The sequence below is a fragment of the Acinetobacter sp. YH01009 genome (assembly GCF_013420765.1).
Classification (GTDB): Bacteria; Pseudomonadota; Gammaproteobacteria; order Pseudomonadales; family Moraxellaceae; genus Acinetobacter; species Acinetobacter amyesii.
Genome location: NZ_VOYE01000006.1, coordinates 51,942 through 76,893, shown reverse-complemented (window position 1 = coordinate 76,893; position 24,952 = coordinate 51,942). Strand labels below are relative to the sequence as shown.

26 protein-coding genes and 2 pseudogenes are annotated in these 24,952 nt (G+C 42.6%); 16 read left to right on the top strand and 12 right to left on the bottom strand.

Annotated elements, in window-relative coordinates; translation table 11 throughout:
- Positions 1-13: 13 nt before the first annotated feature.
- Together FTT76_RS08025 and FTT76_RS08020 are read left to right on the top strand one after the other, a co-directional pair.
- Positions 14-649 carry a phospholipid-binding protein MlaC gene (locus FTT76_RS08025; RefSeq protein WP_078189299.1) on the top strand — a complete coding sequence of 212 codons (636 nt, stop codon included), beginning with the start codon at positions 14-16 and terminating at the stop codon, positions 647-649.
- A 39-nt stretch (positions 650-688) separates the two neighbouring features.
- The gene (locus tag FTT76_RS08020) at positions 689-949 is read left to right on the top strand and encodes a lipid asymmetry maintenance protein MlaB (protein WP_218945760.1); all 261 of its coding nucleotides are present in this window, start codon (positions 689-691) and stop codon (positions 947-949) included.
- Positions 950-1,027: 78 nt separating this feature from the next.
- On the opposite strand, the gene FTT76_RS08015 is transcribed toward FTT76_RS08020, so the two are convergent.
- Complete coding sequence (locus FTT76_RS08015; protein ID WP_078189297.1) at positions 1,028-2,041, bottom strand: CorA family divalent cation transporter; 1,014 nt, start codon at positions 2,039-2,041, stop codon at positions 1,028-1,030.
- Positions 2,042-2,196: 155 nt separating this feature from the next.
- On the opposite strand from FTT76_RS08015, the gene FTT76_RS08010 reads away from it, so the two are divergent.
- A complete protein-coding gene (locus FTT76_RS08010; protein WP_180026064.1) occupies positions 2,197-2,802 on the top strand; it encodes a TIGR00730 family Rossman fold protein in 606 nt (201 codons plus the stop codon).
- The gene (locus tag FTT76_RS08005) at positions 2,802-3,209 is read left to right on the top strand and encodes an NUDIX domain-containing protein (RefSeq protein WP_180026063.1); all 408 of its coding nucleotides are present in this window, start codon (positions 2,802-2,804) and stop codon (positions 3,207-3,209) included. Before FTT76_RS08010 ends, FTT76_RS08005 begins: the two co-directional genes overlap by 1 nt.
- Before the next feature lie 46 nt (positions 3,210-3,255).
- Here the strand turns inward: FTT76_RS08005 and FTT76_RS08000 are convergent, their stop codons facing one another.
- A complete protein-coding gene (locus tag FTT76_RS08000) occupies positions 3,256-3,888 on the bottom strand; it encodes a ComF family protein (RefSeq protein ID WP_180026062.1) in 633 nt (210 codons plus the stop codon).
- Positions 3,889-4,034: 146 nt separating this feature from the next.
- Positions 4,035-6,080 carry an ATP-dependent DNA helicase RecG gene (gene recG, locus FTT76_RS07995; RefSeq protein WP_180003443.1) on the bottom strand — a complete coding sequence of 682 codons (2,046 nt, stop codon included), beginning with the start codon at positions 6,078-6,080 and terminating at the stop codon, positions 4,035-4,037.
- Between the two features lie 59 nt (positions 6,081-6,139).
- Here recG and FTT76_RS07990 point away from each other — a divergent pair, with 59 nt between their 5' ends.
- Positions 6,140-6,919 (top strand): NAD-dependent epimerase/dehydratase family protein, encoded by a 780-nt coding sequence (locus tag FTT76_RS07990; protein WP_180021597.1) that lies wholly within the window; start codon positions 6,140-6,142, stop codon positions 6,917-6,919.
- 198 nt (positions 6,920-7,117) lie between these two features.
- Positions 7,118-7,666 (top strand): methyltransferase domain-containing protein, encoded by a 549-nt coding sequence (locus FTT76_RS07985; RefSeq protein WP_373685436.1) that lies wholly within the window; start codon positions 7,118-7,120, stop codon positions 7,664-7,666.
- Positions 7,667-7,753: 87 nt separating this feature from the next.
- On the opposite strand, the gene plsB is transcribed toward FTT76_RS07985, so the two are convergent.
- The gene (gene plsB, locus FTT76_RS07980) at positions 7,754-10,327 is read right to left on the bottom strand and encodes a glycerol-3-phosphate 1-O-acyltransferase PlsB (protein ID WP_180059174.1); all 2,574 of its coding nucleotides are present in this window, start codon (positions 10,325-10,327) and stop codon (positions 7,754-7,756) included.
- 287 nt (positions 10,328-10,614) lie between these two features.
- On the opposite strand from plsB, the gene FTT76_RS07975 reads away from it, so the two are divergent.
- Together FTT76_RS07975 and FTT76_RS07970 are read left to right on the top strand one after the other, a co-directional pair.
- Positions 10,615-11,487 (top strand): acyl-CoA thioesterase II, encoded by an 873-nt coding sequence (locus tag FTT76_RS07975; RefSeq protein ID WP_180190370.1) that lies wholly within the window; start codon positions 10,615-10,617, stop codon positions 11,485-11,487.
- A 248-nt stretch (positions 11,488-11,735) separates the two neighbouring features.
- Positions 11,736-12,995, top strand: a complete 1,260-nt coding sequence (locus tag FTT76_RS07970) for a dicarboxylate/amino acid:cation symporter (RefSeq protein WP_171525930.1) — start codon at positions 11,736-11,738, stop codon at positions 12,993-12,995.
- Here the strand turns inward: FTT76_RS07970 and FTT76_RS07965 are convergent.
- From FTT76_RS07965 to FTT76_RS07935, 8 genes and pseudogenes are all read right to left on the bottom strand, one after another.
- Positions 12,992-13,417 (bottom strand): annotated as a pseudogene (locus FTT76_RS07965) (VOC family protein). The gene FTT76_RS07970 and the pseudogene FTT76_RS07965 sit on opposite strands and share 4 nt — an antisense overlap.
- Before the next feature lie 219 nt (positions 13,418-13,636).
- Entirely contained in the window at positions 13,637-14,581 is a 945-nt protein-coding gene (locus tag FTT76_RS07960; protein WP_180190369.1) for a metal-dependent hydrolase, read from the bottom strand.
- A gap of 157 nt (positions 14,582-14,738) precedes the next feature.
- The gene (gene yihA / locus FTT76_RS07955) at positions 14,739-15,599 is read right to left on the bottom strand and encodes a ribosome biogenesis GTP-binding protein YihA/YsxC (protein WP_180010522.1); all 861 of its coding nucleotides are present in this window, start codon (positions 15,597-15,599) and stop codon (positions 14,739-14,741) included.
- Positions 15,600-15,684: 85 nt separating this feature from the next.
- A complete protein-coding gene (locus FTT76_RS07950) occupies positions 15,685-16,128 on the bottom strand; it encodes an Rrf2 family transcriptional regulator (RefSeq protein WP_078192461.1) in 444 nt (147 codons plus the stop codon).
- Positions 16,129-16,214: 86 nt separating this feature from the next.
- Positions 16,215-17,423, bottom strand: coding sequence for an NO-inducible flavohemoprotein (gene hmpA / locus FTT76_RS07945; RefSeq protein ID WP_078192460.1), 1,209 nt, complete (start codon positions 17,421-17,423; stop codon positions 16,215-16,217).
- Positions 17,424-17,446: 23 nt separating this feature from the next.
- Positions 17,447-17,533 (bottom strand): annotated as a pseudogene (locus tag FTT76_RS17645) (hypothetical protein); the annotation flags it as partial.
- Positions 17,534-17,573: 40 nt separating this feature from the next.
- Positions 17,574-19,157: a helicase HerA-like domain-containing protein gene (locus FTT76_RS07940; RefSeq protein ID WP_180010523.1), complete on the bottom strand. Its 1,584-nt coding sequence runs from the start codon at positions 19,155-19,157 to the stop codon at positions 17,574-17,576.
- A gap of 14 nt (positions 19,158-19,171) precedes the next feature.
- Positions 19,172-20,374: a PLP-dependent transferase gene (locus FTT76_RS07935; RefSeq protein WP_180182989.1), complete on the bottom strand. Its 1,203-nt coding sequence runs from the start codon at positions 20,372-20,374 to the stop codon at positions 19,172-19,174.
- Between the two features lie 158 nt (positions 20,375-20,532).
- On the opposite strand from FTT76_RS07935, the gene FTT76_RS07930 reads away from it, so the two are divergent.
- The 8 genes from FTT76_RS07930 (at position 20,533) to rplV (ending at position 24,951) form a co-directional block, all read left to right on the top strand.
- Positions 20,533-21,270: a type 1 glutamine amidotransferase gene (locus FTT76_RS07930; RefSeq protein ID WP_180190368.1), complete on the top strand. Its 738-nt coding sequence runs from the start codon at positions 20,533-20,535 to the stop codon at positions 21,268-21,270.
- Positions 21,271-21,538: 268 nt separating this feature from the next.
- Positions 21,539-21,850, top strand: coding sequence for a 30S ribosomal protein S10 (gene rpsJ, locus FTT76_RS07925; protein WP_000070912.1), 312 nt, complete (start codon positions 21,539-21,541; stop codon positions 21,848-21,850).
- A gap of 59 nt (positions 21,851-21,909) precedes the next feature.
- Positions 21,910-22,548 (top strand): 50S ribosomal protein L3, encoded by a 639-nt coding sequence (gene rplC, locus FTT76_RS07920; protein ID WP_078189280.1) that lies wholly within the window; start codon positions 21,910-21,912, stop codon positions 22,546-22,548.
- 11 nt (positions 22,549-22,559) lie between these two features.
- Positions 22,560-23,162 (top strand): 50S ribosomal protein L4, encoded by a 603-nt coding sequence (gene rplD / locus FTT76_RS07915; RefSeq protein ID WP_078189279.1) that lies wholly within the window; start codon positions 22,560-22,562, stop codon positions 23,160-23,162.
- A complete protein-coding gene (gene rplW / locus FTT76_RS07910) occupies positions 23,159-23,479 on the top strand; it encodes a 50S ribosomal protein L23 (protein WP_005012992.1) in 321 nt (106 codons plus the stop codon). Before rplD ends, rplW begins: the two co-directional genes overlap by 4 nt.
- 11 nt (positions 23,480-23,490) lie before the next feature.
- On the top strand, positions 23,491-24,315 hold the full coding sequence (rplB, locus tag FTT76_RS07905; RefSeq protein WP_078189278.1) for a 50S ribosomal protein L2: 825 nt from the start codon (positions 23,491-23,493) through the stop codon (positions 24,313-24,315).
- A 19-nt stretch (positions 24,316-24,334) separates the two neighbouring features.
- Positions 24,335-24,610 carry a 30S ribosomal protein S19 gene (gene rpsS, locus FTT76_RS07900; RefSeq protein WP_004281508.1) on the top strand — a complete coding sequence of 92 codons (276 nt, stop codon included), beginning with the start codon at positions 24,335-24,337 and terminating at the stop codon, positions 24,608-24,610.
- An 11-nt stretch (positions 24,611-24,621) separates the two neighbouring features.
- On the top strand, positions 24,622-24,951 hold the full coding sequence (gene rplV / locus FTT76_RS07895) for a 50S ribosomal protein L22 (RefSeq protein ID WP_035265103.1): 330 nt from the start codon (positions 24,622-24,624) through the stop codon (positions 24,949-24,951).
- Position 24,952 lies beyond the last annotated feature (1 nt).

Below are 24,952 nucleotides of genomic sequence, written 5' to 3'. Positions count from 1 at the left end.
TAGGAGAAATTAAGTGAACACATTGTTAAAACATACGCTTACAGCAAGTATCTTATCAACTATGATGGCAGGTACAGCTTTTGCTGCTCCAAGCGAAGCACCACCTGCATTTGTAAAAAAAGTGGCTGATGGCCTCATTACACGTTTAAAAGCAGACCACGCAAAACTACAAAATAACCCTGCGGCTGTGAAAACGATTGTTCGTCAAAACTTGGACCCGTATATTGATTCACAAGCATTCACACGTATCGTGATGGGTACGTATGCAACGAATCAATACAGCTCAGCGGCTCAACGTGCGCAGTTTGAACGTAACTTCCGTGCAACACTGATCGAAAACTATGGTTCAGCTTTTGCCAAGTTTAGTAACCAAACGTATAGCATGCGTCCATATAAAGCGTCGAACAGTAAGAACCCTGTTGTAACGATTGATTTCCATAACAACGGTGAAAAAATTCCAGTCTCTTTCCAGTTGGCGGATAAAGGTTCACAATGGAAAATCCGTAATATCAACGTTTCGGGTATCGACCTAGGCTTGCAATTCCGTAATCAGTTTGCGGCGACTGTAAAACGTAATGGCGGTAACATTGATAAAGCAATTGCGAACTTCAAACCTGATGCTGATGCAGCATTAGACAAGAAAAAATAAGATAGGTGATGTGTGATTAAACTTCATCAACAAGAATTGATGGTTTCAGGCAAAATCGATTACAACAATGCCGAATTGTATTATCAAGACGGCTTGAAGTTGATTCAACAACAGCAAGCTTTTCCCTTAGTGGTCAATCTTGCTGAGCTTGAGCATGGCAGTACTTTGGCTTTAGCTGTTTTGGTCCGTTGGTTACGTCAAACGCCAAAAGCGCAAGGTTTGCAGTTTAAAGCAGTCCCTGAAAAAATGATGAAGATTATTCAAGCCTGTCATCTTGAGCATGACTTGCAATTGATCTAAATAAAAAAAGCACCGTAAGGTGCTTTTTTTATTGCAGTGCGATAAGAAGTTCTCGCAAGTCTACGCAATAGGAACGGATTAAATCCATTTCTTCCAGCGGAAGTACATCAATGGGCCAATAAAGAATGCCACGATGATTAAGCTGACCACGATAAAACTGGTTGTACCATGTGCGAAGGGCAGTACATCGGTGTTCATCCCATAGACGCTAGCCACTAACATCGGTGGCGCAAGCATACTTGGTAAAATCGAGAATCGACGAATCGTATCATTCTGTTCGGTGTTAATGAACCCAGAGGTGGTATCCAGTAAGAATCGAACCTTTTGGAACAAGAAAGCATCATGCTCAACAAGAGAGCGCACGTCTTCACTGAGTTCTCGGATGTCGGCATCATAAATATGACTGCCCAAGGCCCGAGGACGTGACAGGAAGGTGAGAACACGACGTAAGTCGATCAGACACAGCTGAGCTTTCCCGAGCATATCTTCTAAATGCGCAAGTCGGGTAATCATGTCATCTAAGTCTAAAATCATCTCACGATGACGGTTATTCAGCACTTCTGTGGAATACTTTTCTAAGTCCTTGTGGATATCTTCCAAGATATCCGCAAGCTCATCGAGTTTGGCTTCTAAAAGACCCAATAAAATCCAAGTTGGATCTTTATAGTCAATTTCATAGTCATTACGACGCGCACGGGCACGAAAGGCACGGAAAGCCACCAGCTTTTCACCCCGTAAAGTGAATAAGCGCTCTTTATGCAAAATAAAGGCAACTGTCTGCACGGTAGCTAAGGTGCTGGCATTTTCTTCGGGTTCGCCATCGACCTGAAAATTTTTATTTTTCGTTAAAAAATAGGTGCTGATGTGCAAAATACCATCGTCATCACGGTAGAATCGTGCACTCGACGAAATATCTTCTAATGATTTTAATGTAGGTAAATTCTGATCATAGGCATCCATAATCCATTGCTGCTCTTCCTGAGACGGGGCAATGAGATCGAGCCAGACTAAATCCTGATGTAAATCGAAGTCACCATTGATGGTGACATCTTCCAGGCTACCGCGCTCTGTGGCGTAAAAGGCTTCAAGCATGTTGTCTTTTCCCCTTACGCAGTAAGTTAAAAATGAATGGGTGTATTTTAGACAAGGATTTGCTGAAAAACACTGTTCTAATGCTTATTTTATGAAAAAATCTGTTTAAAGTTGATTTTTCCAGCATAGCGTTCCTGATCTGATGGTGATTATAAATGAAATCTATCGCAATTTTCTGTGGTTCCGCCCTTGGTAACAATCCTGCCTATTTACAGGTGGCTGAAAATGTCGGTCGTCATTTGGCGGCACAAGGCATCACACTGGTCTATGGTGGTGGTCGTTCAGGTTTGATGGGGGTTGTGGCAGATAGTGCTTTGCGTGCAGGCGGGCAAGTCATTGGGGTGATTCCAAAAGTCCTGGTCGATAAAGAATTGGCACATCCAGATTTAACCGAATTGCATGTGGTAGAAAATATGCAACAACGGAAAACCAAAATGTCTGAACTCTCGGATGGATTTGTAGCGATTCCAGGTGGAGCAGGGACTTTAGAGGAAATTTTTGAGCAGTGGACGTGGGCTCAATTGGGCATTCATTTAAAGCCATGTGCCTTTCTCAATGTAGATGGTTTTTATGACGATTTATTGAATTTTCTAAAAACAACTGCAGAAAAAGGCTTTACCCATCCGCGTTTTATCGAAGGCTTAATTGCAGAAGATAATATTGAAACGATTGTTGAGAAATTTCAACATTTCACTGCGCCAGAGCCGAAATGGGGCATGGTTGAACGTACAGCCTTTATCGCGGATTTGGAACAAGATTGATGAAAACCATAACCGTTGCCGCAGCCATTATTTTAAATGAACAGCATGAACTCTTAGTGGTTCGTAAAAAGCACACGGCATTCTTTATGCAAGTGGGTGGTAAATTAGAACCCAATGAAGCCCCTGAAATTACCATGCTACGTGAAATTCAGGAAGAAATAGGCTGCGCTGCACAGATTGAGCAATTCATTGGTCGTTTTGAAACGGCAGCTGCCAACGAAGCCGATCATCTATTGGTGAGTTATGTCTATCTTGTTCAGTTGCAAGGCGAACCGAAAATTGATGCGGAAATTGCAGCGATGCAATGGGTCAGCTTAGATGATAAACAAACAAAACTCGCACCTTTAACACGTGAGGTGGTGATTCCTTGGGTGAAGCAGCAGGCGCGATCTCTTGCTGAAAGCTAAACCGCTTAGCTTGCTCAGTTTCTTTATTAGTGGTTGATGTTAGAAACTAAGGCTGTGCCGCAGCAATGCATGCGACATATACCTGCGTGCAATGTAGCTGATGTAACAGCGTACTTAATGCATGGATTGAACTCCCCGTGGTCACCACATCATCAATGATGAGGACTTTACGGAAACGGCGTTTTTCGGTTGGGTTGATAATAAATTGTTGTTCGATATTTTCTAGGCGTTCTAGCCGACTTAAACCTTTTTGAGCGTGCTGTGCTTGACGAATCACCGGTTGCCAAACAGGGATGCGCAATTTCTTTGCCATCATCTGTGCAACGAGCAGCATTTGGTTATACCCACGGTCTTTAAGGCGTTCTACTGAAATAGGCATGGGGACGATGGCTTGAACCCTAGCTAAGCGCAAGCTTAAAAGGCTCTGTGCCAGTAAATTTTGATAGTGCAATTGTTGCTCATACTTATAGCTTTGAATGATGCGATCTATAGGGAAATCATAGTAAAAGGCACAAGAGATGCTGTGTTCATGGCGATCAACCGCTTGTTTAAACCAAGGCAGTTGTGCCCAGCAGTCGGTACAAAGCGAATGATGTTGTTGTCGATCGATACCGCAGAGCAGGCAAGGGGAAACGCTCTGTATTCCTTTTTGGATGAAGTGTTGGATAGATTGGAGCATGTTTTTATTCTAATCATTCTTTTTTGAGTATTTTGCACAGTTCGTGGTGAAGTGCAATCACAACACCACAGCAACCTGTTCGACAAGCTTATTGGTTCAAGCCAATCTGTATAATTAGGATGATCGATCTGTCATCCTAATAATTATTATACATAGGCGTATCGAGGAGCTTCCGGCAGCCATCGTTTTAAAAGCGCTTGAGCCTGTGCAGGATAGTCATTCAGGACTTGTTGAGCCACATAGTGAGCCTGATTGAGTAAATGGTCATCTCGCTCTAATTTTGCTACACGAAAGCCCATATCGCCCGTTTGTTTAGTGCCGAGGAGCTCACCGGGGCCGCGAATTTCCAAATCTTTTTCAGCAATAATAAAGCCGTCATTGGTCTCGCGCATAATGCGTAAACGCTCTTGCCCATTTTGCGACAAGGGATTTTTATACAGCAAGGCACAGAAACTGGCTTTGGCACCACGCCCTACACGACCACGTAGCTGATGTAGTTGTGAAAGCCCTAGGCGTTCTGCATTTTCAATCACCATGATTGAGGCGTTCGGGACGTCAACACCGACTTCAATGACGGTGGTTGCAATTAGTAATTGCAATTCATTATTTTTAAATTGCTGCATCACTGCTTGCTTTTCATCGGCCTTCATTTTGCCGTGAACCAGACCAATATTGAGGTCTGGGAAGCGTTCTTTAATTTCATTAAAAGTTGCTTCAGCGGCTTGAGCATCTAAGGTTTCGGATTGTTCCACTAGGGTACAGACCCAATAGGCTTGTTTGCCTTCAGCACAATTGCTGGCAATCCGCTGTAGCACTTCTTCACGACGATCCAGTGGAATGGTGACCGTTTGAATCGGTGTACGACCGGGTGGTAGTTCATCAATGACAGAGGTGTCTAAGTCGCCATAAGCCGACATCGCCAAGGTACGAGGAATAGGGGTTGCTGTCATCACCAGTTGATGTGGTGTCATGCCATTGAGACCTTTGTTCCGAAGTGCCAAACGCTGATCGACACCAAAACGGTGTTGCTCATCAATAATCACTAAACCCAATTTGGCAAATTGAACATTGTCTTGAAATAAAGCATGTGTGCCGACCACTAAATTAGCAGAACCATCTTGAATACTTTGTTCTGCTGCAGCTCGAGCTTTACCTTTTTGCTTGCCTGAAAGCCAGGACACGGTCAGTCCCATAGGCTCAAACCATTTTTTGAAATTTAGATAATGTTGTTCGGCCAAAATTTCTGTTGGCGCCATCATGGCCACTTGCCAACCTTCCTCAAGCGCATGACAGGCTGCAACGCCTGCAACCAAGGTTTTACCTGCACCTACATCGCCTTGTACGAGTCGCAGCATAGGTTTGTTCTTTTTCAGATCGACCGCAATTTCTTTGGACACGCGTTTTTGTGCGCCGGTCATTTCAAACGGTAGTGTACTTAAAAGCTGTTTGGTGAAGTTCTTACTTGCAGAGAATGACGGTGCTTCGATTTGTTGAATATAAGCACGGCGGCTGAGCAAACTGACCTGATGGGCAACCAATTCTTCGAAAATTAAACGTTGCTGTGCAGGATGAGAACCTTGGCTGAGTTGCAACATATTGGCATCGACAGGGGGGTGATGAATATAGTCCAGTGCTTGTTTTAGGGCATAGCCATTGGTGAATTTTTCTGGCAATAATTCAGGTAAGTCATCACTATATAACTGTAGTGCTTGTTTGACGTATTCACGCAGTTTGGGCTGTGTTAAGCCTTCAGTTGCAGGGTAAATCGCAGTGAGTTGGGTTTGAGGTAAAGGCGTGTGTTCAGTAATCACCTGTAGTTCAGGATGATACATTTCTAAGCCACGAGCACCAACACGGACTTCACCAAAAATCCGTAAACGATTTCCCGGTTTTACCCGATCAGTAATGCCTTTGTAGATATGGTAAAAACGTAAAGTGACTTTGCCACAATCGTCATCCAAAAGGGCGGCCATCGATTTACGCTTACCGGGTGGGAAGTCGATATTTTTGACCGTGCCTTCTAGTAAATAACTGCGGCCCACGGTTAATTGGTTCATGGGGATGATCGTGCTACGATCTTCATAGTCGCGTGGCAGATGAAACAAAAGATCATCTGTCGTGAAAATATTTAGTTTTTCAAGTAAAGCAGCGGCGGCATTGCCAACCCCTTGCAATTGATGGACGGCAGCCATGTCCCCTCAACTTCGGTTTATATGATCTAAATGGATCAGTTCTGAGAATAGGTCGTTTGATGCATATTCTATTTATCGGTTATGGTAAAACATCGCAACGTGTTGCTAAACAATTATTTCAGCAAGGTCACCAAATTACCACAGTGAGTCGTAGTGCGAAAGAGGATGATTTTGCAGAACATTTAATCCAAGATGTTCACCAACTGGATTTGTCGCAGGTTCAACCGATTGATGTAGTCTATGTTCTTTTGGCTCCTGCACGTCATGCTCAACTCAATGCTGTGGATGCTTACCGACACACTTATGTCGATTCTGTACAGCCGATTGTTCAAGCATTAGCACATCATCCAATACAACGTTTAATCGTGGTGTCTTCCACTCGTGTCTATGGTGAACATGCGGGGGAGCGGATTGATGATGACACTGTGCCACATCCGATCGATGAGCAGGGCATGTTGTTACTGGAAATGGAGCATCGCTACACACAAGCATTTCCTAACGAATGCGTGATCGTACGTCCCTCTGGGATTTATGGCACATCGACAACACGAATGCAGAAACTGGCAGAAACGACTCATCGCTATCCCAATATTCATTGGTCAAATCGAATACATATCGATGATTTGGCAAAATTTCTGTGTCATCTACTTCACGTGGAACATCCTGAAAAATCATATATTTGTACTAATAACCAACCTCAACCTTTGCATGAGCGAATCTTGGAATTGCAAAGAGCTATGCATTTACCCGAATTGGTTTTAGAGAGTGAAGTAGAAACAGGTAAAAAGATTTATGCAACGCGGATGATGGAGAGTGGTTTTAAGTTAGCGCACGATTGATTGTGATGTGTATGTAAAATTGGCGTGACGTATAAAATTCAGAGCAGCTTTGTGAGTATTAAAAGAAATTTTATAAATGAATAAGATAGGTCTTTTACAACATGTATTGTTCAAATTTTCGGATGGATCTCAAAGGATAAAAATTAAATAATGACAAAATCATTTGCTGAACTTACTTAGAATCTACCCCATAGACCGATTCTGGAAAAAGCTTTGAGTTATTTTGAAAATTTACCAAAGATCTCGATTGATTGTGGTTGTGGTGCAGGAAATGAATCATCATTTCTACTCCGTCATAATTTTAAAGTATATGCATTTGATCCAACTGTTGAAGCTAAAAATATCTGTCTAAGTAAATTTAAAGACAATAAGAATTTTTTATTTTCTAATCAGGCCTTTGAAGACTATAGCTTTCCTAAAGCTAGTTTAATTATTGCTTTATTCAGTTTATTTTTTTGTTCTACGGATTCGCTTGAAAGTGTTTTAAAGAAAATGCAGGAATCCTTAAGTGAGCAAGGCATTTTACTCATACAACTATTAGGGAAAGATGATGATTGGGTAAATAATTTTTCTGAAAAATTTATAGGTTTTGAACAGGAAGAGCTTAAACAATTGTTTGATGCGGACTTTGATATTATTTATATCGATGAATTTAAAGGCAATAAACCGCTAGCCAATGGAAATCCAAAATTTTGGAATGTACATACCTTAATTTTAAAAAAGAAAATATTAAATACTTTTGTATAGTCCAAAAAATAGAGACAAGCTTTTTACAACTTGTCCCTAATTTTGCTCAAATTCTTTTGCTTTTATAGTGAAAAAAATCAGAACCGTTTATTTTTTCTTACGTTTCAAGCGCTTTTTAGCTTGTTCCGCAGCAACTTTATCTAGTGCTTCTTTTAACTCTTCATCACTAAAGGTTGTAATGTGCTGCAACATTTGCAGGGTCACATCATCCAAAACGAGGTTGGCATACTGCGCAACATTTTGGAAATTTTCATCAAACACAATGGCGTTGTTTTCATTGGTGCTGATATAACCTTGTTGGGTTAAGACTTTAATAAAGCTTTGGAATAAGGCCTTATCAAAGAACTCAGGCGAGTTAAATTCATACAACACAGATAGACGTTGACCAACCAAGTGACTGAGTTCTTCAACCTGACGCGTAGAGATATTGCCCGAACCACGTTGTGTGATTAAGGCCAAAGTCATGTAGTAACGCTCAAGACTTTGCATCACGGGTGCAGCTAAGACCACTAACTGATTGTGCTGCTCTGAGTTAGGCGCAGGGGAGATCAGGTTGCCTTCTGCATCTTCAGAAATTAGCTTGGCTTTGATCAGTACTTCTGCATACGCACAGATCTGATCTTTAAGTTCTTCATCATTCCATTTAAGGAACAACTCAGCTTTTAAGAACGGATACAGTGTACGAATGACATTAATTAAATCACCACGGCGAATAGAACCATTATGTTCAACCAAAGCGGCAATGAGTGATGGCAAAATAAATGCGTGCAGGATGTTGTTGCGGAAGTAGGTTAACAGCACCGCTTGATTATCAGCAATGGCAATAATATCGCCAAGGACATGATGAACACGTTTAATCAGCTTGAGTTTTAAACCATAAGCAATGATTTCTTTACCTGACAGCGGTGTTACTTGCATGCGCTCATCGTAAGGTAAGGCAGTTAAAAGATCACGATAGGTATCTAACTGCTTAATGCAAATCTCTTCATCTAAAGTATGTTTAGATGTTGCCAATAAAATCAGTGAAAGCAATGAAACTGGGTTCACCACTGCTGCACGGTTAATATTTTCTAAAATCACGTGTGCAGAACTGTTAATGGCATCCGAAACTTCTGGCGGAATTGGGTCGTCATTTTTCTCGATTTTGATGTTGCTTGCATTATGCTGTTTCAACATATCATCAAGGAAAACCGGCTCACCAAAGTTCAAATGCACTTTACCGAAAATACGTTCGATCTTACGCAGAGTTTTCATAATCCCGATGATCGATTCGCCCTCTTTCGGCTTACCATTCATTTCGCCAACGTAGGTCGCACCTTCCATTAAACGCTCATAACCAATATAGGTCGGTAAGAACACGATCGGTTTGGCTGGATTACGTAAATGACCATGGACAGTCATGGCGAGCATGCCGGTCTTCGGTGGTAATAAACGACCAGTACGTGAACGCCCACCTTCGATGAAGTATTCAAGCGGCGTATTACGCGCCAAAATACTGTAGAGGTATTCTTTAAATACGGTGGTGTAGAGACCATTGCCACGGAATGAACGACGAATAAAGAACGCGCCGCCGCCACGTAAAATTTGCCCGACAAATGGCATGTTTAAGTTATCGCCCGCAGCAATGTACGGCACCATCAAGCCACGTTTATAGATCACATAAGACAATAATAAATAGTCGATATGGCTACGATGACATGGGGTGTAAATGATCTCGTAGTCTTTGGCTAGTTCACGAACGGTACTGAAGTTATGTACTTCGACGCCATCATAAAGCTGTGTCCACAGACGAGTCAGGGCTAAGTCAGCAAAACGAACCGTTGAGGCTGAATAGTCAGAAATGATTTCATTTAAATAACCAATCGCACGACGTTCAGCTTCAACCATACTGATTTTACTGCGAATGCTTTCACGACGAATCGCATCTTGCACATCCGTAGATTTGATCAGGCCGTGCATCACATTACGACGGTCAGATAAATCCGGCCCCAAAACTACTTCACGCTGTGCATCTAAATAATCATTCAGTGTGCTGACAATATAAGTCGCAGGTGACAAGTTTGGATGTGTAGTTTTGGCATATTCAACCAAACGACGCAAAGACTGTGGTTCATGGAATTCAAGGTACGATTGACGACCGTGCAAACCAATATTGACCAACTGCTTCACTTTGCTTGGTGTAGACCATGTATCGGTAAATAATAATTTAAACCAAGAATCTTCTTTATCGGGTTCACGACCCCACAGCACGGTTACAGGAACGAGCTCAACATCCGCATCAGGATTTTTTTCCAAAACCTCAATTAAACGCAATAAACGAGGTGGAAAGGCATGTGGCGGTGGATTGAGTAAGTTGTCTTCATCATGATGTTGTAAAAACACCACAGAGGCTTTTTCTGTTTGCGTACCCACAGTCATTGGGTCGAGTGCAGGGTGTAGCTTTAAACGACGGGTTTCACCATCGACAATTAAAGCATTACTCCGTGAATGATTTTGCAGAACGTAGCAGGTAATTTTCGTTGTCTGTACGCCGGTATCTGTATCGGTTTCAGTCACTACAGGTTCTACAGGGACTTCACCTAAAACATGCGGTGTTACCACAAGGTCAAGCAGTTTACTCGAAAGCTTTCGATACATCTGACCAAAGCCGCTCTTGGACATACAAACTCCTACTTTTCATGACCAAACCACAGAGATTCTGAGGGGAATCTATTCTGCGTAATTGTACTTAAAAACTGTATGTCATTTTCTGACAAATTGCATAGATATTGTAAGATTTTATCGTTAAAAAACGTATTTTTAGCAGTTATATTGCATCAGCAAGGTGACAGATCAGTCAGCGAATCTTTAGGGTTTTAGTCTGGATTTATGGCAAAATGGAAAATATATTTAAACATCTGTTGATGTTGCCTGCGTTAGCTTAATCCCGAATGATAGATAGGTTTGTTATGAATGCCTTAACACAAGAGTTGGTTGATTTACTCAGTCTTGAAAAATTAGAAGAAAATATTTTTCGTGGGCAAAGCCGAAATTTGGTCGGGAAGCGTGTCTTTGGTGGACAGGTTTTAGGTCAGGCGCTCCGTGCGGCATCTTATACAACAGATCGACCTGCTCATTCCTTACATGCCTATTTCTTATTTGGTGGTGATATCAATGCACCGATCATTTTTGAAGTAGATCGTATTCGCGATGGACGCAGTTTTGTGAGTCGTCAGGTTCGTGCGATTCAACATGGTAAAACCATTTTCATGTGTATGGTGTCATTTGCAGAGCAAGAAGAAGGTTTGAATTACCAAGTTGCAGAGCCAGAATATCCAGCCGTGGAAGATTTAAAATCTGAAGCTGAGCTGAAACGAATGATGGTGGAATTTGTCCCTGAAAACGTCCGTGCATCTTTTATGCGCGACCGTCATGTGGAAATTCGCCCGATTGATCCGCAAAACCCGTACCAACCGCAGCCTGCTGCGCCGTCGTATGCACACTATATTCGTACCCATGACAAAATTGCTGCTGACGTTGATGACATCTCTTTACATCAGGCTATTGCAGCATTCTATTCAGACTTTACGCTGATGACGACTGCACTACGCCCACATGGTTTAAGTTATTTATCACCAAGTTTGCAGTGTGCGAGTATTGACCATGCCATGTATTTCCATAAGCCATTCCGTGTGGATGAATGGATGCTTTATGACATGGATGCCACGGTCAGTGCTAGTTCACGTGGTCTAAATTTCGGTCGCATGTGGCAAAACGGTGAGTTGGTCTGTAGTACGACACAAGAAGGCTTGATCCGTTTACGCGAAATTGAAACCCAATAAGCTTTAAGCACTATGTGTTAAGTCGTAAAAGCTGAATACTGAAAAAACCGAATCTTCTGATTCGGTTTTTTATCTCCGTCAATTTGGGGTTATGCAACTACTCACGGAATCGAGTTATCTAATTAGGGTGCAGTACAAATTGAATTGGGTTGAATACATGCTTTGCAGAATTGTAGCAGTATATGTGACAAAAAATTCCTCGATTCCCAGTGGGGCGCATGGCATAGTGCCTGAATAAAGGATGATAAATGCAAGGCACAATGAGCTTAAATACGCAGATTTTAATTGCCGCAATATTGGGTGTGGCATTTGGGTTTTTATTAATTCAGTTTCCAGAGACGCAGTTTTTATCCGCCAGCCTGTATGGCCTGGGGATTGCCAGTAGTATTTTTATTGGCTTGCTGAAAATGATCTTGGTTCCGCTGATCTTTAGTTCGATTGTGGTGGGGGTATCGAATTTACAAGCGGGTGGTCAGCTGAGTCGTACGTGGAAAATTACCTTAGCGTGCTGTGTCACCACCACGACTTTGGCACTGATCTTGGGTCTAGCATGTGCGCATATTTTTAAAGTTGGGCAGGGCGTGGACATCGTCATGTTCCAAGATGCAATGCAACAACATCAGAGTCCTGACACCCTCACAGCAGGTTCATTCTTTACCAATTTTATTCAAAATACACTGATCAATCCGTTTAAAGCCTTTAGTGATGGCAATGTACTCGCTGTCGTGGTGTTTTCACTATTTTTAGGTGTGGCCTTGGTCAAAGGCGGTGAAAAATTTCGAAGTGTGAGAAAGCTCAGTCAGCAATTTTTTGACATCATGATGATGATTATCGGCTGGGTGATGAAGCTTGCACCGATTGGCATTTTTGCATTATTGGCTAAATTGATTGCTACCGAAGATATTTCGGTGTTGAGTCGCCTCGCGGAGTTTGCTGCCGTAGTCACAGGGACCACGATTTTCCATGGGGCAGTGGTGTTACCTCTGTTGCTTTGGATTTTTGGGAAAATGAGTCCACTGACATTTTTTAGAGGAACACGAGCTGCCTTAATCACTGCTTTTGCAACCAGTTCAAGTTCAGCAACGATGCCACTGTCGATGAAATGTGCGCAGGAAAATTTAGGCGTACGTCCTCAAACAGCAGGTTTTGTGATTCCATTGGGCACACAGTTAAATATGGATGGTACAGCGTTGTATGAAGCTGCTGCTGCGTTATTTATTGCTAACTTGATGGGCTTAGATTTAACCTTGGGTCAGCAGTTAATTGTCTGTGCAACCGCCATGATTGCGTCACTCGGCGCACCGGGCATTCCAAGTGCTGGAATGGTGACAATGATTATGGTTTTACAATCGGTTGGGCTTCCTGCGGAAGCGATTGCGATATTGCTGCCGATCGATCGTCTATTGGATACGGTACGGACTGTGGTGAACGTACAGGGTGATATGATGATTAGTGTGGTGGTGGATCGTCATACGCGAGATGTAGATGAACCAGCGTTGTCGAATTAAGCAGATAAAGAGCTAAAATGTGGGTTGTAGACGATCTCCCACAGATGCCCATCTAAGTCTTGAAAATAGCCTGCATAACCACCTTAAAACGTGGGCTGTGCGGGCTTAATTGGTTTTGCACCAGCGCGTTGGGCTTGTTGCATAATTTGATCGACGGCTGCGGTACTGTTGACGTTATGTCCGAGAGACATTTGAGTTGGTCAAAACGCAGATGTACTGATTCCAGTGTCATGACTCAGGCTATCTTGCGGCCAGAGTGCGAGCTTTAAACCGTGTTGTAAATCAAAAAATGCCACAGCGCCATGTTCAAATTCAGTCCCAATAATCCCTGTGCTATTTAGACCTAAACCCTCCTGATAAAACGCGAATGCAGCATGTAAATCTTTCACATCCAGTGTAATAACGGAGATGTGAGCGTGCATGGAGATGCTCCTGAACGGTGTATTTTTATTTTAGGATGAGACTTAGTATAAATGCATTTTAAAGAGAATAGGGAACTCGGAATAACTGTACTTTAAACCTCGAACTTATGAGCCTATCCATCTTGAGTTTGTTGATTGCTCAATAAAAAATGGAGCGTAATGGATGTGAGCACAAAAAAAGCAGGGCGAACCCTGCTTAATACAGATTTTAAATGGTGTTTAAGCAACTTTCAGTGCGGCACGTTTTGCAGCAGGAGAGTTGTCGAGATAGGCAATCGCATCTTCAGTTTTTGCTTCATGTACAGGATCGTACCAAGGCATTAAATACCCCAATTGCTGCGACACCAACCAAAGCGGATGTGGCAATAAGCGATTGTCTTTTTGCGCGATACGCGCCCATTCACGCCAAATCCACGGTTTATATACGGCAGGTTTAATCGATGCATAGCGCGAGTCTTGCTGCATGATATGTGCTGCACCATCGACCCATAGACCAAGTACGGCAGCAATCACGATCACACTTTGATAATAGCGAGAAATATAGCCGCCACCGAGATGATGATACAAATCAAAAGCCACGGTACGATGTTCTATTTCCTCTGCACCATGCCATTTTACTAGATCGAGCATATTCGGATCAGCGCCTAGTCGTTCCCACTCTTTGTTGTATAAAGCATATTTGCCTAGTACACAGGTCATGTGTTCAACAGTTGCAATCACCCCTAAACGAAAGAGATCCCATTGATGATCTAAAGCTTTGGGTACGTTGAGCCCTAAAGGTTGGTCCGCAAGCAGTTTGCCAAAGAGAAAATCCATGATTTCAAGGTTGCGTTGAATACTGATATTGCGCTGAGACAGATATTCTTTATTGGCAGAGTTATGCGCCTGAGCATGCATAGCTTCTTGGCGGATAAATGCTTTAACGTCCTCGGCTAGTTTTTCATCTCTAATTTGTGGTAATACTTTGTTATACAGACGGCAAAACCAAAACTCACCAGCCGGTAAGATCATATTAATTTCATTAATAAAATAGCTGACAAAAGCTTGGTTGGGCACCCAGTCAACTTGGGTATCTTGCCACTCAAATTTCACTTTACGTGGTTTAATTTTATATTCGATTGATGATCCAAGTTTTGTGTTTCTCAAGCGGGAGAGTAATTTCATGACCTATCCTTGTTTTTATGTGATCGAGTACACATCTGATGTATTCAGTATCCAAAAAAAATCCTGCATTGTGATTAGCAATACAGGACATTTCATTATCTTCAGATGATACTTTTTGTCAGACAATCATCCTTGCGCTGACTTTAAAATTACTGGATTAGTGGTCTGAATTTTTGCCTTCAGCTTGGGGTAAATCTTCAGATGTAGTGTCGACGTCATCGAATGCTTCCGCATCTGCATCGATTTCAATATCATCTTCCGATGCTTCAGGAATGCTATCAAGATCAAACTCTGTCGATTGTTCTAGAGTGAAGTTAAGACGACCCGCCATGACACTCGCTAACTCTTCTAAACCTTGTTTATTCAATGATGAGAACAATTGGATAGAGAAGTTCAGCTTCATTTTTTTCAATGCTGCTTTCACTTCTTGTAGTGCTTTAGAGGCTGGGCCACGGTTTAATTTATCTGATTTGGTGAGCAGTACGTGCACGAACAATTTACGTGAATGTGCCCATTCCAACATCATGACGTCAAAATGTTGTAGTGGATGACGGATATCCATCAACAGCACAAGACCTTGTAAACTTTCACGGTGTATCAGATAGTTTTCTAACTCTTTTTGCCACACGATTTTCATCGCTTCAGGTACAGCGGCATAGCCATAACCCGGTAAGTCGACCAAACGTTGATCAGGATTTCCTAGACTGAAAAAGTTGATCATTTGGGTACGACCCGGTTTTTTCGACGCACGAGCCAATTGCTTTTGGTTGGTGAGCGCATTAATGGCACTCGACTTACCCGCATTTGAGCGGCCAGCAAAGGCAATTTCATAGCCGGTATCTTCAACGCAGAGGTTGAGTTTAGGCGCACTCATTAAGAACTCAGCTTTGCGTAGCCAGTTGAGCGAGCGCACAGCATATTCAGTAATCGCAGAGTCTACTTTTTTCTCATAAGTAATCTTTTGCTTCGGCGCATTGGCCGCCTTACTGTTTCGTGATTTTCCTCTGTGCTGATGCATAACCCAACTTCAATAACTGATTTAACAACACGCATTATAAAGGAAGTCGGGCAGGCAAGCGAATTTTGTCGCAGGCAAAGTGAAATTAGAGATTGATCATTTGAATTGGAGATTGTGTTGTAAATTTAGATGCGCTGCTTGGTTGCAAGACATCGGCAAGTTTGTACTGATCGAGACTTTGATAAAACTGTTCTAAAGCTTGGTCTAAAATGCTTTTTAAACCACACTGACTGCGCAGTACGCAGGGTGGGTCATTGCATTCAACAATCTGGTGATTACCTTGCAAAATCCGTACGATTTGACCGAGCTGAGCCTCAAGTGCTTCAGGGTTAAGGCGGATGCCGCCACCTTTGCCGCGGCTGGTGATTAACCAGTTTTGCTTTGCCATAAAATGCACAATTTTCACCAAGTGATTACGCGAAACGTGCAGGTCTTCTGCAATTTCAGCAATGTTATAAGGCACATCACGAGGACGTGCGATATAGAGCAAAATGCGTAATGCATAATCGGTGAATTTATTGAGTTGCATGATAATACTGTGAGTCTGAGAGAAATAAATAAGGGCTAGTCTAGCATAACTAAACTAACCCTTTGTATTTCAGGTGAATAGCTTAGTTAGTGTTTTACACCACCAGTGCCGAAAGCTTCGCTGTGAATATTGCTAGCAGGAATACCACGAGCAATTAAAGCTTTCTGTTGTTCAGCCATAAATGGCATTGGACCGCAAAGGTAATAATCCGCATTGATCGGTAACAGTGCAGTATCCATGCTGCCTAAGTCTAGACGACCAGCAGCATCATAATCTTCACCTAATTTATCATTAGCATGAGGGAACTCATACGCTGTAAAAGTGCTAAGACGTGGGTATTTTGCTTCCAAATCCTGAATGTGTTTATGCATTGCATGCACTTGTTTGCTACGGCAGGCATGGATAAAGGTTACAGGTTGTGGCATGTCTAAAGTCACCAACTGATTCAGCATCGCAATCATTGGTGTTAGACCTACACCACCACTGATAAAGACATTGCGTTTTTGTGAATCAATCAGGAAGAAATTACCTGTTGGTGCAGACACTTCGATTTCTGAACCGATCTCCAAGCCATGCAGTGTATTTGATACCCAACCTGGAACCAAGTCACCTTTCTGATCTTCACGTTTTACAGAGATACGTAAGTAGTTGTCTTGTGGGCTGGTAGACAGTGTATATTGACGTGGTTGTTTTAGACCCAGCTCATCGACCAATACACGTACAGAGATGTACTGACCTGCTTCATATTTTGGTAAATCACCACCATCAGAAGGCTCAAGGTAGAATGAGGTGATTTCATCACTTTCAGCCACTTTTTTCGCGATTTTGAAATTACGCCAACCTAACCAACTGCCTTTAGTTTGCTGATGTTGCTCATAAATCGCTTTTTCAGTGCTGATAAACAAGTCTGCCAATTGTCCATATGCTGCTGCCCAAGCTGCAATCAGTGGATCTTCCATTGAAATGCTTAATACTTCACTGATCGAGTGCAGCAAATTTTCGCCGACAATATTATAGTCTGGCGCTTGAATGTTAAGACTCACATGTTTATGCGCAATTAATTCTACAACTGGTAAAAGTACAGATGGGTCCTCAATATTTTCAGCATAAGCCAATACAGCACCCGCCAAGGCTTGTGCCTGAGCACCGCTGCGCTGATGTCCCATGTTAAAGGTTTCTTTGAGGTCAGGGTTATTGCCCAACATACGGTTATAGAAGTAACCAGTCAGCGCGACACCATTTTCACGTAGAACAGGAACAGTAGCTTTTACTAGGTCAATTTGCTGCGGAGTCATAGCTGATCTCTCATGGCTGTTATTTATAAGATGTATTTAAAATACATTTTTAAATACATCCGCGCAATACATTTTTTAGTAAAAACCATAAAAAAATTATGGAATATAAAAAGATTCCATAAATTTGTACTTTTTAATTGGGCTTTTAGATTATTTCTTGCCGAAGATAGAACCTAAGAGGCCACGGATAATTTTCTGACCTGTCGACCCGCCCAAGCTGCGTGCAGCACTTTTTGCAAAAGTTCCTACCGTGTCTTGAATCAGTTTTTCACGTTGTTTGGCTGAACGCTCTGCTTCTTTTTGTTGTTCGCGCGCAAGGCGTTCTTGTTCACGTGCTTGCTGTTTGGCGAGTGCATCTGCTTCTTTGGCTTGTTGTTTGGCCAACGCTTCTTGTTCTTTGGCTTCTATTTTATCTTGTTCCGCTTGGACGGCTTGTTGTTGGCGCTCCGCCACTTTATTTTGCAAAAGTTCATAGGCACTTTCACGGTCTGCTTCGGTGTCATACACACCTGCAACAACGCTATTTGCCATGAGTGCTTTGCGTTCTTCTACAGCAATTGGACTAAATGAAGAATAGGGTGGCATCACCCAAGCACGCTCAACGATTTGGGGTGTGCCTTGTTCATCTAGACAACTAATCAGTGCTTCACCGACAGCCAGTTCCGTAATCACTTGATCGACTTTAAACGCAGGATTGGCTCGAAAAGTATCTGCTGCCGTCTTAACAGCTTTCTGATCTTTCGGGGTAAATGCACGTAGCGCATGCTGAACGCGGTTACCCAGTTGTCCTAAAACACTCTCAGGTAGGTCAAGTGGATTTTGCGTTACAAAGTAAATACCGACCCCTTTAGAGCGAATCAGACGTACCACTTGTTCAATTTTTTCTTGTAAAGCAGGGCTGGCATTATCAAACAATAAATGCGCTTCATCAAAGAAGAACACCAGTTTGGGTTTATCCATATCTCCAACTTCGGGTAATTGTTCAAACAGTTCTGACAGCATCCAAAGTAAGAAAGTCGCATAGAGCTTAGGGGTATTCATTAACTTGTCGGCGGCGAGCAGGTTGATGTTGCCACGACCTTGTGCATCCGTTTGAATGAAATCCATGATATTGAGCGCAGGCTCACCAAAAAACTTGTCACCACCTTGATCGGCCAATGCGAGCAAATTACGTTGAATTGCACCTAAGCTTGCAGGTGATAAATTGCCATATTCATTTTTAAATTCTGCTGCATGTTCACTGACGTAGCTGATCATGGCTTTTAAGTCTTTAAAGTCGATGAGCAATAAGCCCTGATCATCAGCAATACGAAAGACCGCAGATAACACGCCTTCTTGCGTGTCGTTTAAATTCAGAATTCGGGCAAGGAGAAGTGGACCAATTTCAGAAATGGTGGTGCGAATGGGATGTCCTTGTTCACCAAACAAATCCCAAAACACCACAGGGGAGGCAGCAAAAGGAATGCTCTCGATATTTAAACTTTTAATTCGTTCGTCAAACTTAGGATTGCTTTCACCTGCTTTGGCAAGGCTAGAAACATCCCCTTTGGCATCGGCTAAAAATACAGGTACACCCAGCCGAGAAAAACTTTCTGCCAACACCTTCAACGTCACTGTCTTACCAGTACCTGTGGCGCCAGCAATCAAACCATGGCGGTTTGCAAATTGTGAATGAAGCACCACATCTTGTGTGGTGTCTTGTGTTTTTTTGCCAATAATAATTGGTGTACCCATAGATGCTCCTGTATTTATTCGAGTTGCTGTTTATTTAAATGTTGTAGTGCGTTTTCTATATCTTGTATTAAATCTGCAGGATGTTCTAGTCCTATACAGAAGCGAACCAGTAAGCCGGCTTGAATATGTGAATGTTCGAGTACACGCATATCTTTTAAGTTATATAGCATGACTAAACTGACTGGGCCACCCCAGCTAAAACCGAGCTTAAATAGTTTAAGTGCATCACAAAAGCGGCGTACATCTTGCAGGCTATATTTTTCATTAAATACCACGCTGACCAAGCCGGCACTGTGTTGTTCTGTACAAATTTCTTTCCAATACTGATGTCCTGCGGAAGCTTCATCAGCAGGATGTAAAACCTGTACAAAGGCTGGTTGCTGTTTTAGCCAATTTAATAAAGTTAAAGCACTTTGTGACTGGTGTTCATAGCGAAGGCGCATAGAAGCCAGACTGCGTTGTACTTGCGCGGCGTCATCACCAGAGATACTAATGCCTTGAATGGCGTGCGCACGAAACAGTTTGTGATGAAGCTTTTTATCTCGTGTAATTACCGAACCCATCAAAATATCCCCGCCGCCACTTGGGTATTTGGTCAAGGCATGTACACTGATATCGACACTCAGATGCTCAGCACTGAAATCAAAAGCATTAAAGGCAAGTCCTGCTCCCCAAGTATTGTCCAGTGCAGTGAGAATGTTGTGGGCTTGGGCTTTTTTGACCAAGCCGACTAAATCTGGAAACTCTAAAGTGACAGATCCAGCAGCTTCTAACCAAATAAGCTTGGCTTGCGCTGAAGGTGTGAATGAGTTGACATCAATCGGGTTATAAACCTTGACCACGATACTGTAGCGGGTTTCTAGGTTGCGTAGATGTTCCATATTTGGGCCATAGATATTATCTGCGACCCACACTTCATCCCCTTGACTTAAAAAACATGAATTGACCAAATTAATTGCAGATAAACCGCTTGGTGTGAGTAAGTGATACAAGCCACCTTCAATCTGAGCAATCTGATCGCCTAGGGTAAATGTCGTGGGGGTACCATGCGTGCCATAGCTATAGTCATAATCATCGGTCCAATGGCGATTAAATAGCGCATCTGTATTTTCGAAAATTATAGTGGATGCACGAAACAGGGGAGGTTGAACACTATTGATGTATTGCGGTGCCTTTCTTGGTGCATGAATGAGTTCGGTTTGAGGATTCTTTTTCACGTGGCGCTCTGAAATGATCAAAATAATAATGAATGTTCAAAAGAATACGACTAAAACGCATGGATTTACGATGCTTTTGTATAGAAAATTAAGTGAAAAGCAAAGTTGGCTTCATTCTTGCAAAACCGATATCAGAGCAACAACAATAGGTTTAGCGCATGAAGTCGCATTTAAAAGTACATTATTTTCAGCATATTGCTGGCGAAGGGTTCGGCAGTTGTTATGAATTTTTAAAACAGCATCAGGCCAAAATTACGGCCACAGAATTCTTTGCATTACCGGTCGATCAAGCCTTGGATCTCGAGGCTTTGCCGCATGTTGAAGATGTCGATTTACTTATCATTATGGGTGGGACCATGAGTGTAAATGATGAGGCAAATTTCCCATGGTTAAAAATAGAAAAACGGTGGCTGCGACGCTATTTAGCACTCGGTAAACCCGCAATTGGGCTTTGTTTAGGTGGGCAATTGATTGCCAATGCCTTGGGTGGTGCGGTGAGTCGAAATGCACAACAAGAATTGGGTTGGACGACCATCCGTAAGGTCGCTAACGTACCGCATGACTGTTTCAAACTACCTGAAGAGTTTAAAGTCATGCAGTGGCACAGTGAAACATTTGAAATTCCGAAAGGAGCGGTATTACTGGCAGAAAATGATGCATGTCGTAATCAAATGTATCAAATCGGGCAAAATGTTTTGGGCTTCCAATTTCATCCTGAAATTACCCCTGAAGTACTCGATTTATTTTTGGAAAATGATGAAGATGTGGCATTTTTTTCAGGAACACATGTACAGCCAGTACATGATCTGCGGAAAAGCGCAAAAAACAAATTTATTGAGGGAAATCAAATACTAAACCAAGCAATAGAGTATGTATTAAGAAAAAATGCCTATTGATTAAAAGTTAAGCAATTGATCTTGCATAAAAAATGAAAAATATAAGAAAAACAGCAAAAGGGATTTGCTTATGCATTAAACAATAGCTATAATGGGCGACCCTTTGATGAAGGGGGTTAGCTACGAATAAAGTAGTTAACATCGTGACAGTCACGGCATCGATCGTGACCTTAGTGATATTTCACTGCTCTTGACACTTGCCTCTTTTAAAGTGGGGTGAGATGCGTCAAGGGTGATTCTTTATATATTTGGCTTGGAGTTAACTGGTATGTCTAACCAGAGAATTCGTATCCGTCTTAAGTCTTTTGATCACCGTCTAATTGATCAATCAGCTCAAGAAATCGTAGAAACAGCAAAACGTACTGGTGCACAAGTTTGTGGTCCAATCCCGATGCCTACACGTATCGAACGTTTTAACGTTTTAACATCACCACACGTTAACAAAGATGCGCGTGACCAATACGAGATCCGCACTTACAAACGTTTGATCGACATCGTTCAACCTACAGATAAAACTGTTGATGCATTGATGAAGTTAGATCTTGCAGCTGGTGTTGATGTTCAGATCGCTTTGGGTTAAGGCTTTCGGTTAATTAACGCTCTAAGTTAATTAGGCCGCTTTTTTAGAGGTTTATGCACATGGCTATTGGTTTAGTCGGTCGCAAGTGCGGTATGACACGTATCTTTACAGATGCTGGTGTTTCTGTACCTGTAACAGTGATTGAGGTTGATCCTAACCGCATCACACAAATCAAAACGCTTGAAACTGATGGTTATCAAGCGATTCAAATCACTACTGGTGAACGTCGCGAATCTCGCGTAACTAACGCTCAGAAAGGTCACTTTGCGAAAGCTGGTGTAGCTGCTGGTCGTCTAGTTCAAGAATTCCGCGCTACAGAAGCTGATCTTGAAGGTCGTGAAGTTGGCGGAACTATCGGTGTGGATGTGTTCACAGTGGGTCAAATTGTTGACGTTACTGGTACATCTAAAGGTAAAGGTTTCCAAGGTGGTGTTAAACGTTGGAACTTCCGTACTCAAGACGCTACACATGGTAACTCTGTATCTCACCGTGTTATCGGTTCTACAGGTCAAAACCAGACTCCTGGTCGCGTGTTCAAAGGCAAAAAAATGCCTGGTCACTTAGGTGCTGAACGTGTAACTACACAGGGTCTTGAAATCGTTGCTATCGACGCAGAACGTTCAGTTCTAGTTGTTAAAGGCGCGGTTCCTGGTGCTACTGGTGGCGACGTTACTGTTCGTCCTACTATCAAGGCCTGAGGGGAAATAACGTGAATTTAAATACTGTTTCCGGCTCTGCTGTTGAGTTATCTGAAGTTGCGTTTGGTCGTGATTTTAACGAAGCTCTTGTACACCAAGTTGTTACAGCTTACTTAGCTGGTGGTCGTCAAGGTTCTAAAGCGCAAAAATCACGTGCTGACGTTTCTGGCGGTGGTAAAAAACCTTTCCGTCAAAAAGGTACTGGCCGCGCTCGTGCTGGTTCTATTCGTAGCCCAATCTGGGTTGGCGGTGGTAAAACTTTTGCTGCTCGTCCACAAGACTGGTCTCAAAAAGTAAACCGTAAAATGTATCGCGGTGCTATGCAATGCATCCTGGCTGAGCTTGTTCGTCAAGATCGCCTTGTTTTAGTTGAAGAGATTGCTGTTGCAGCTCCAAAAACTAAAGAATTGCTTGCAAAACTTAACGACTTGAATGCACCTCGTGCATTAATCGTTACAGATGCTGTTGATGAGAACTTGTATCTTGCTGCTCGCAACATTCCACACGTTGATGTGGTTGATGCTGCTGCAATCGATCCTGTTAGCTTGATCGCGTTCGATAAAGTTGTTATGTCTGTTGCTGCTGCTAAGAAAATTGAGGTAGAACTCGGATGAACAACGAACGTATCTATCAAGTCCTACAAGGACCTGTATTCTCAGAAAAAGCACAAGTTTTAGGCGAAACTGCTGGTGTTCAAGTGTTCAAAGTTGCACTAGATGCAAACAAACTTGAAATCAAAAAAGCTGTTGAGCAACTATTTGGTGTTCAAGTTGTTAAAGTTAACACAACGATCACTAAAGGTAAGACTAAACGCTTTGGTAAAACATTAGGACGTCGTTCTGATGTTAAAAAAGCATACGTCACCCTGAAAGCTGGCCAAGATGTTGAAATGGCTGACTTGGGCGATACCGCTGAAAACGCAGCGGAATAAGGACGAAAATTATGCCGATTCAAAAATGTAAGCCAACGTCTCCAGGACGTCGCTTTGTAGAGAAAGTGGTTCATAACCACCTTCACAAAGGCGCGCCATATGCTCCGTTGGTTGAAGCTAAAAAACGTACTGGCGGTCGTAATAACAACGGTCACATTACAACTCGTCACGTTGGTGGTGGTCATAAACAGCACTACCGTATCGTAGACTTCAAACGTAACAAAGACAGCATCCCTGCTGTAGTTGAGCGTATTGAATACGATCCAAACCGTACAGCTCATATTGCTTTATTGAAATATGCTGACGGTGAACGTCGCTATATTATTGCACCTAAAGGCCTTCGCGCTGGTGATCAAGTTCAATCTGGTAACGATGCTCCAATCCGTCCAGGTAACTGCTTACCACTTCGCAACATGCCTATCGGTTCTACTCTTCACAACATCGAGCTTAAAATCGGTAAAGGCGCACAATTAGTACGTTCTGCTGGTACATCTGCTCAATTGTTGGGTCGTGACGGTTCTTACGCTATCATTCGTCTTCGTTCAGGCGAAATGCGTAAAGTACACGTTGAATGCCGTGCTGTGTTAGGTGAAGTTTCTAACTCAGAAAGCAACCTTCGTTCACTTGGTAAAGCAGGTGCATCACGCTGGCGTGGCGTTCGTCCTACCGTACGTGGTATGGCGATGAACCCAGTAGACCATCCACATGGTGGTGGTGAAGGACGTAATAAAGGTATTCAACCTGTAAGTCCATGGGGTCAAAAAGCTAAAGGGTACAAAACACGTACCAACAAGCGTACGACTAAGATGATCATTCGCGACCGTCGCGTTAAGTAACAAGTAAAGGAATCTGACAATGCCTCGTTCTCTGAAAAAAGGCCCATTCGTCGATGCGCACTTGTTCGCTAAGGTTGAAGCGGCTATCGCGGCTAATAACCGTAAGCCGATCAAAACTTGGTCGCGTCGTTCGATGATCTTACCGGATTTTGTTGGTCTAACAATTTCTGTACACAATGGCCGTAACCATGTTCCAGTGATCGTATCTGAGCATATGGTTGGTCATAAATTAGGTGAATTCGCGCCAACTCGTACCTATCGTGGTCACGGTGTTGACAAGAAGTCTAAACGTTAATAGGTGCTATGATGGAAGTAACTGCTAAATTACGCGGTGCCGCTATCTCGGCACAAAAAGCACGTTTGGTTGCAGACCTAATTCGCGGCAAATCTGTTGCGCATGCTTTAAATATCTTAAACTTCAGCAACAAAAAAGCTGCAGTTTTAGTTAAAAAAGCATTGGAATCTGCGATTGCAAACGCTGAACACAATAACAGTTTAGATGTAGACGACCTTAAAGTTTCTACGATCTACGTTGATGAAGGCATGAGCCTGAAACGTATTTTGCCACGTGCTAAAGGCCGTGCAGATCGTATTACTAAGCGTACTTGTCACATTACCGTTAAGGTAGGGGTTTGAT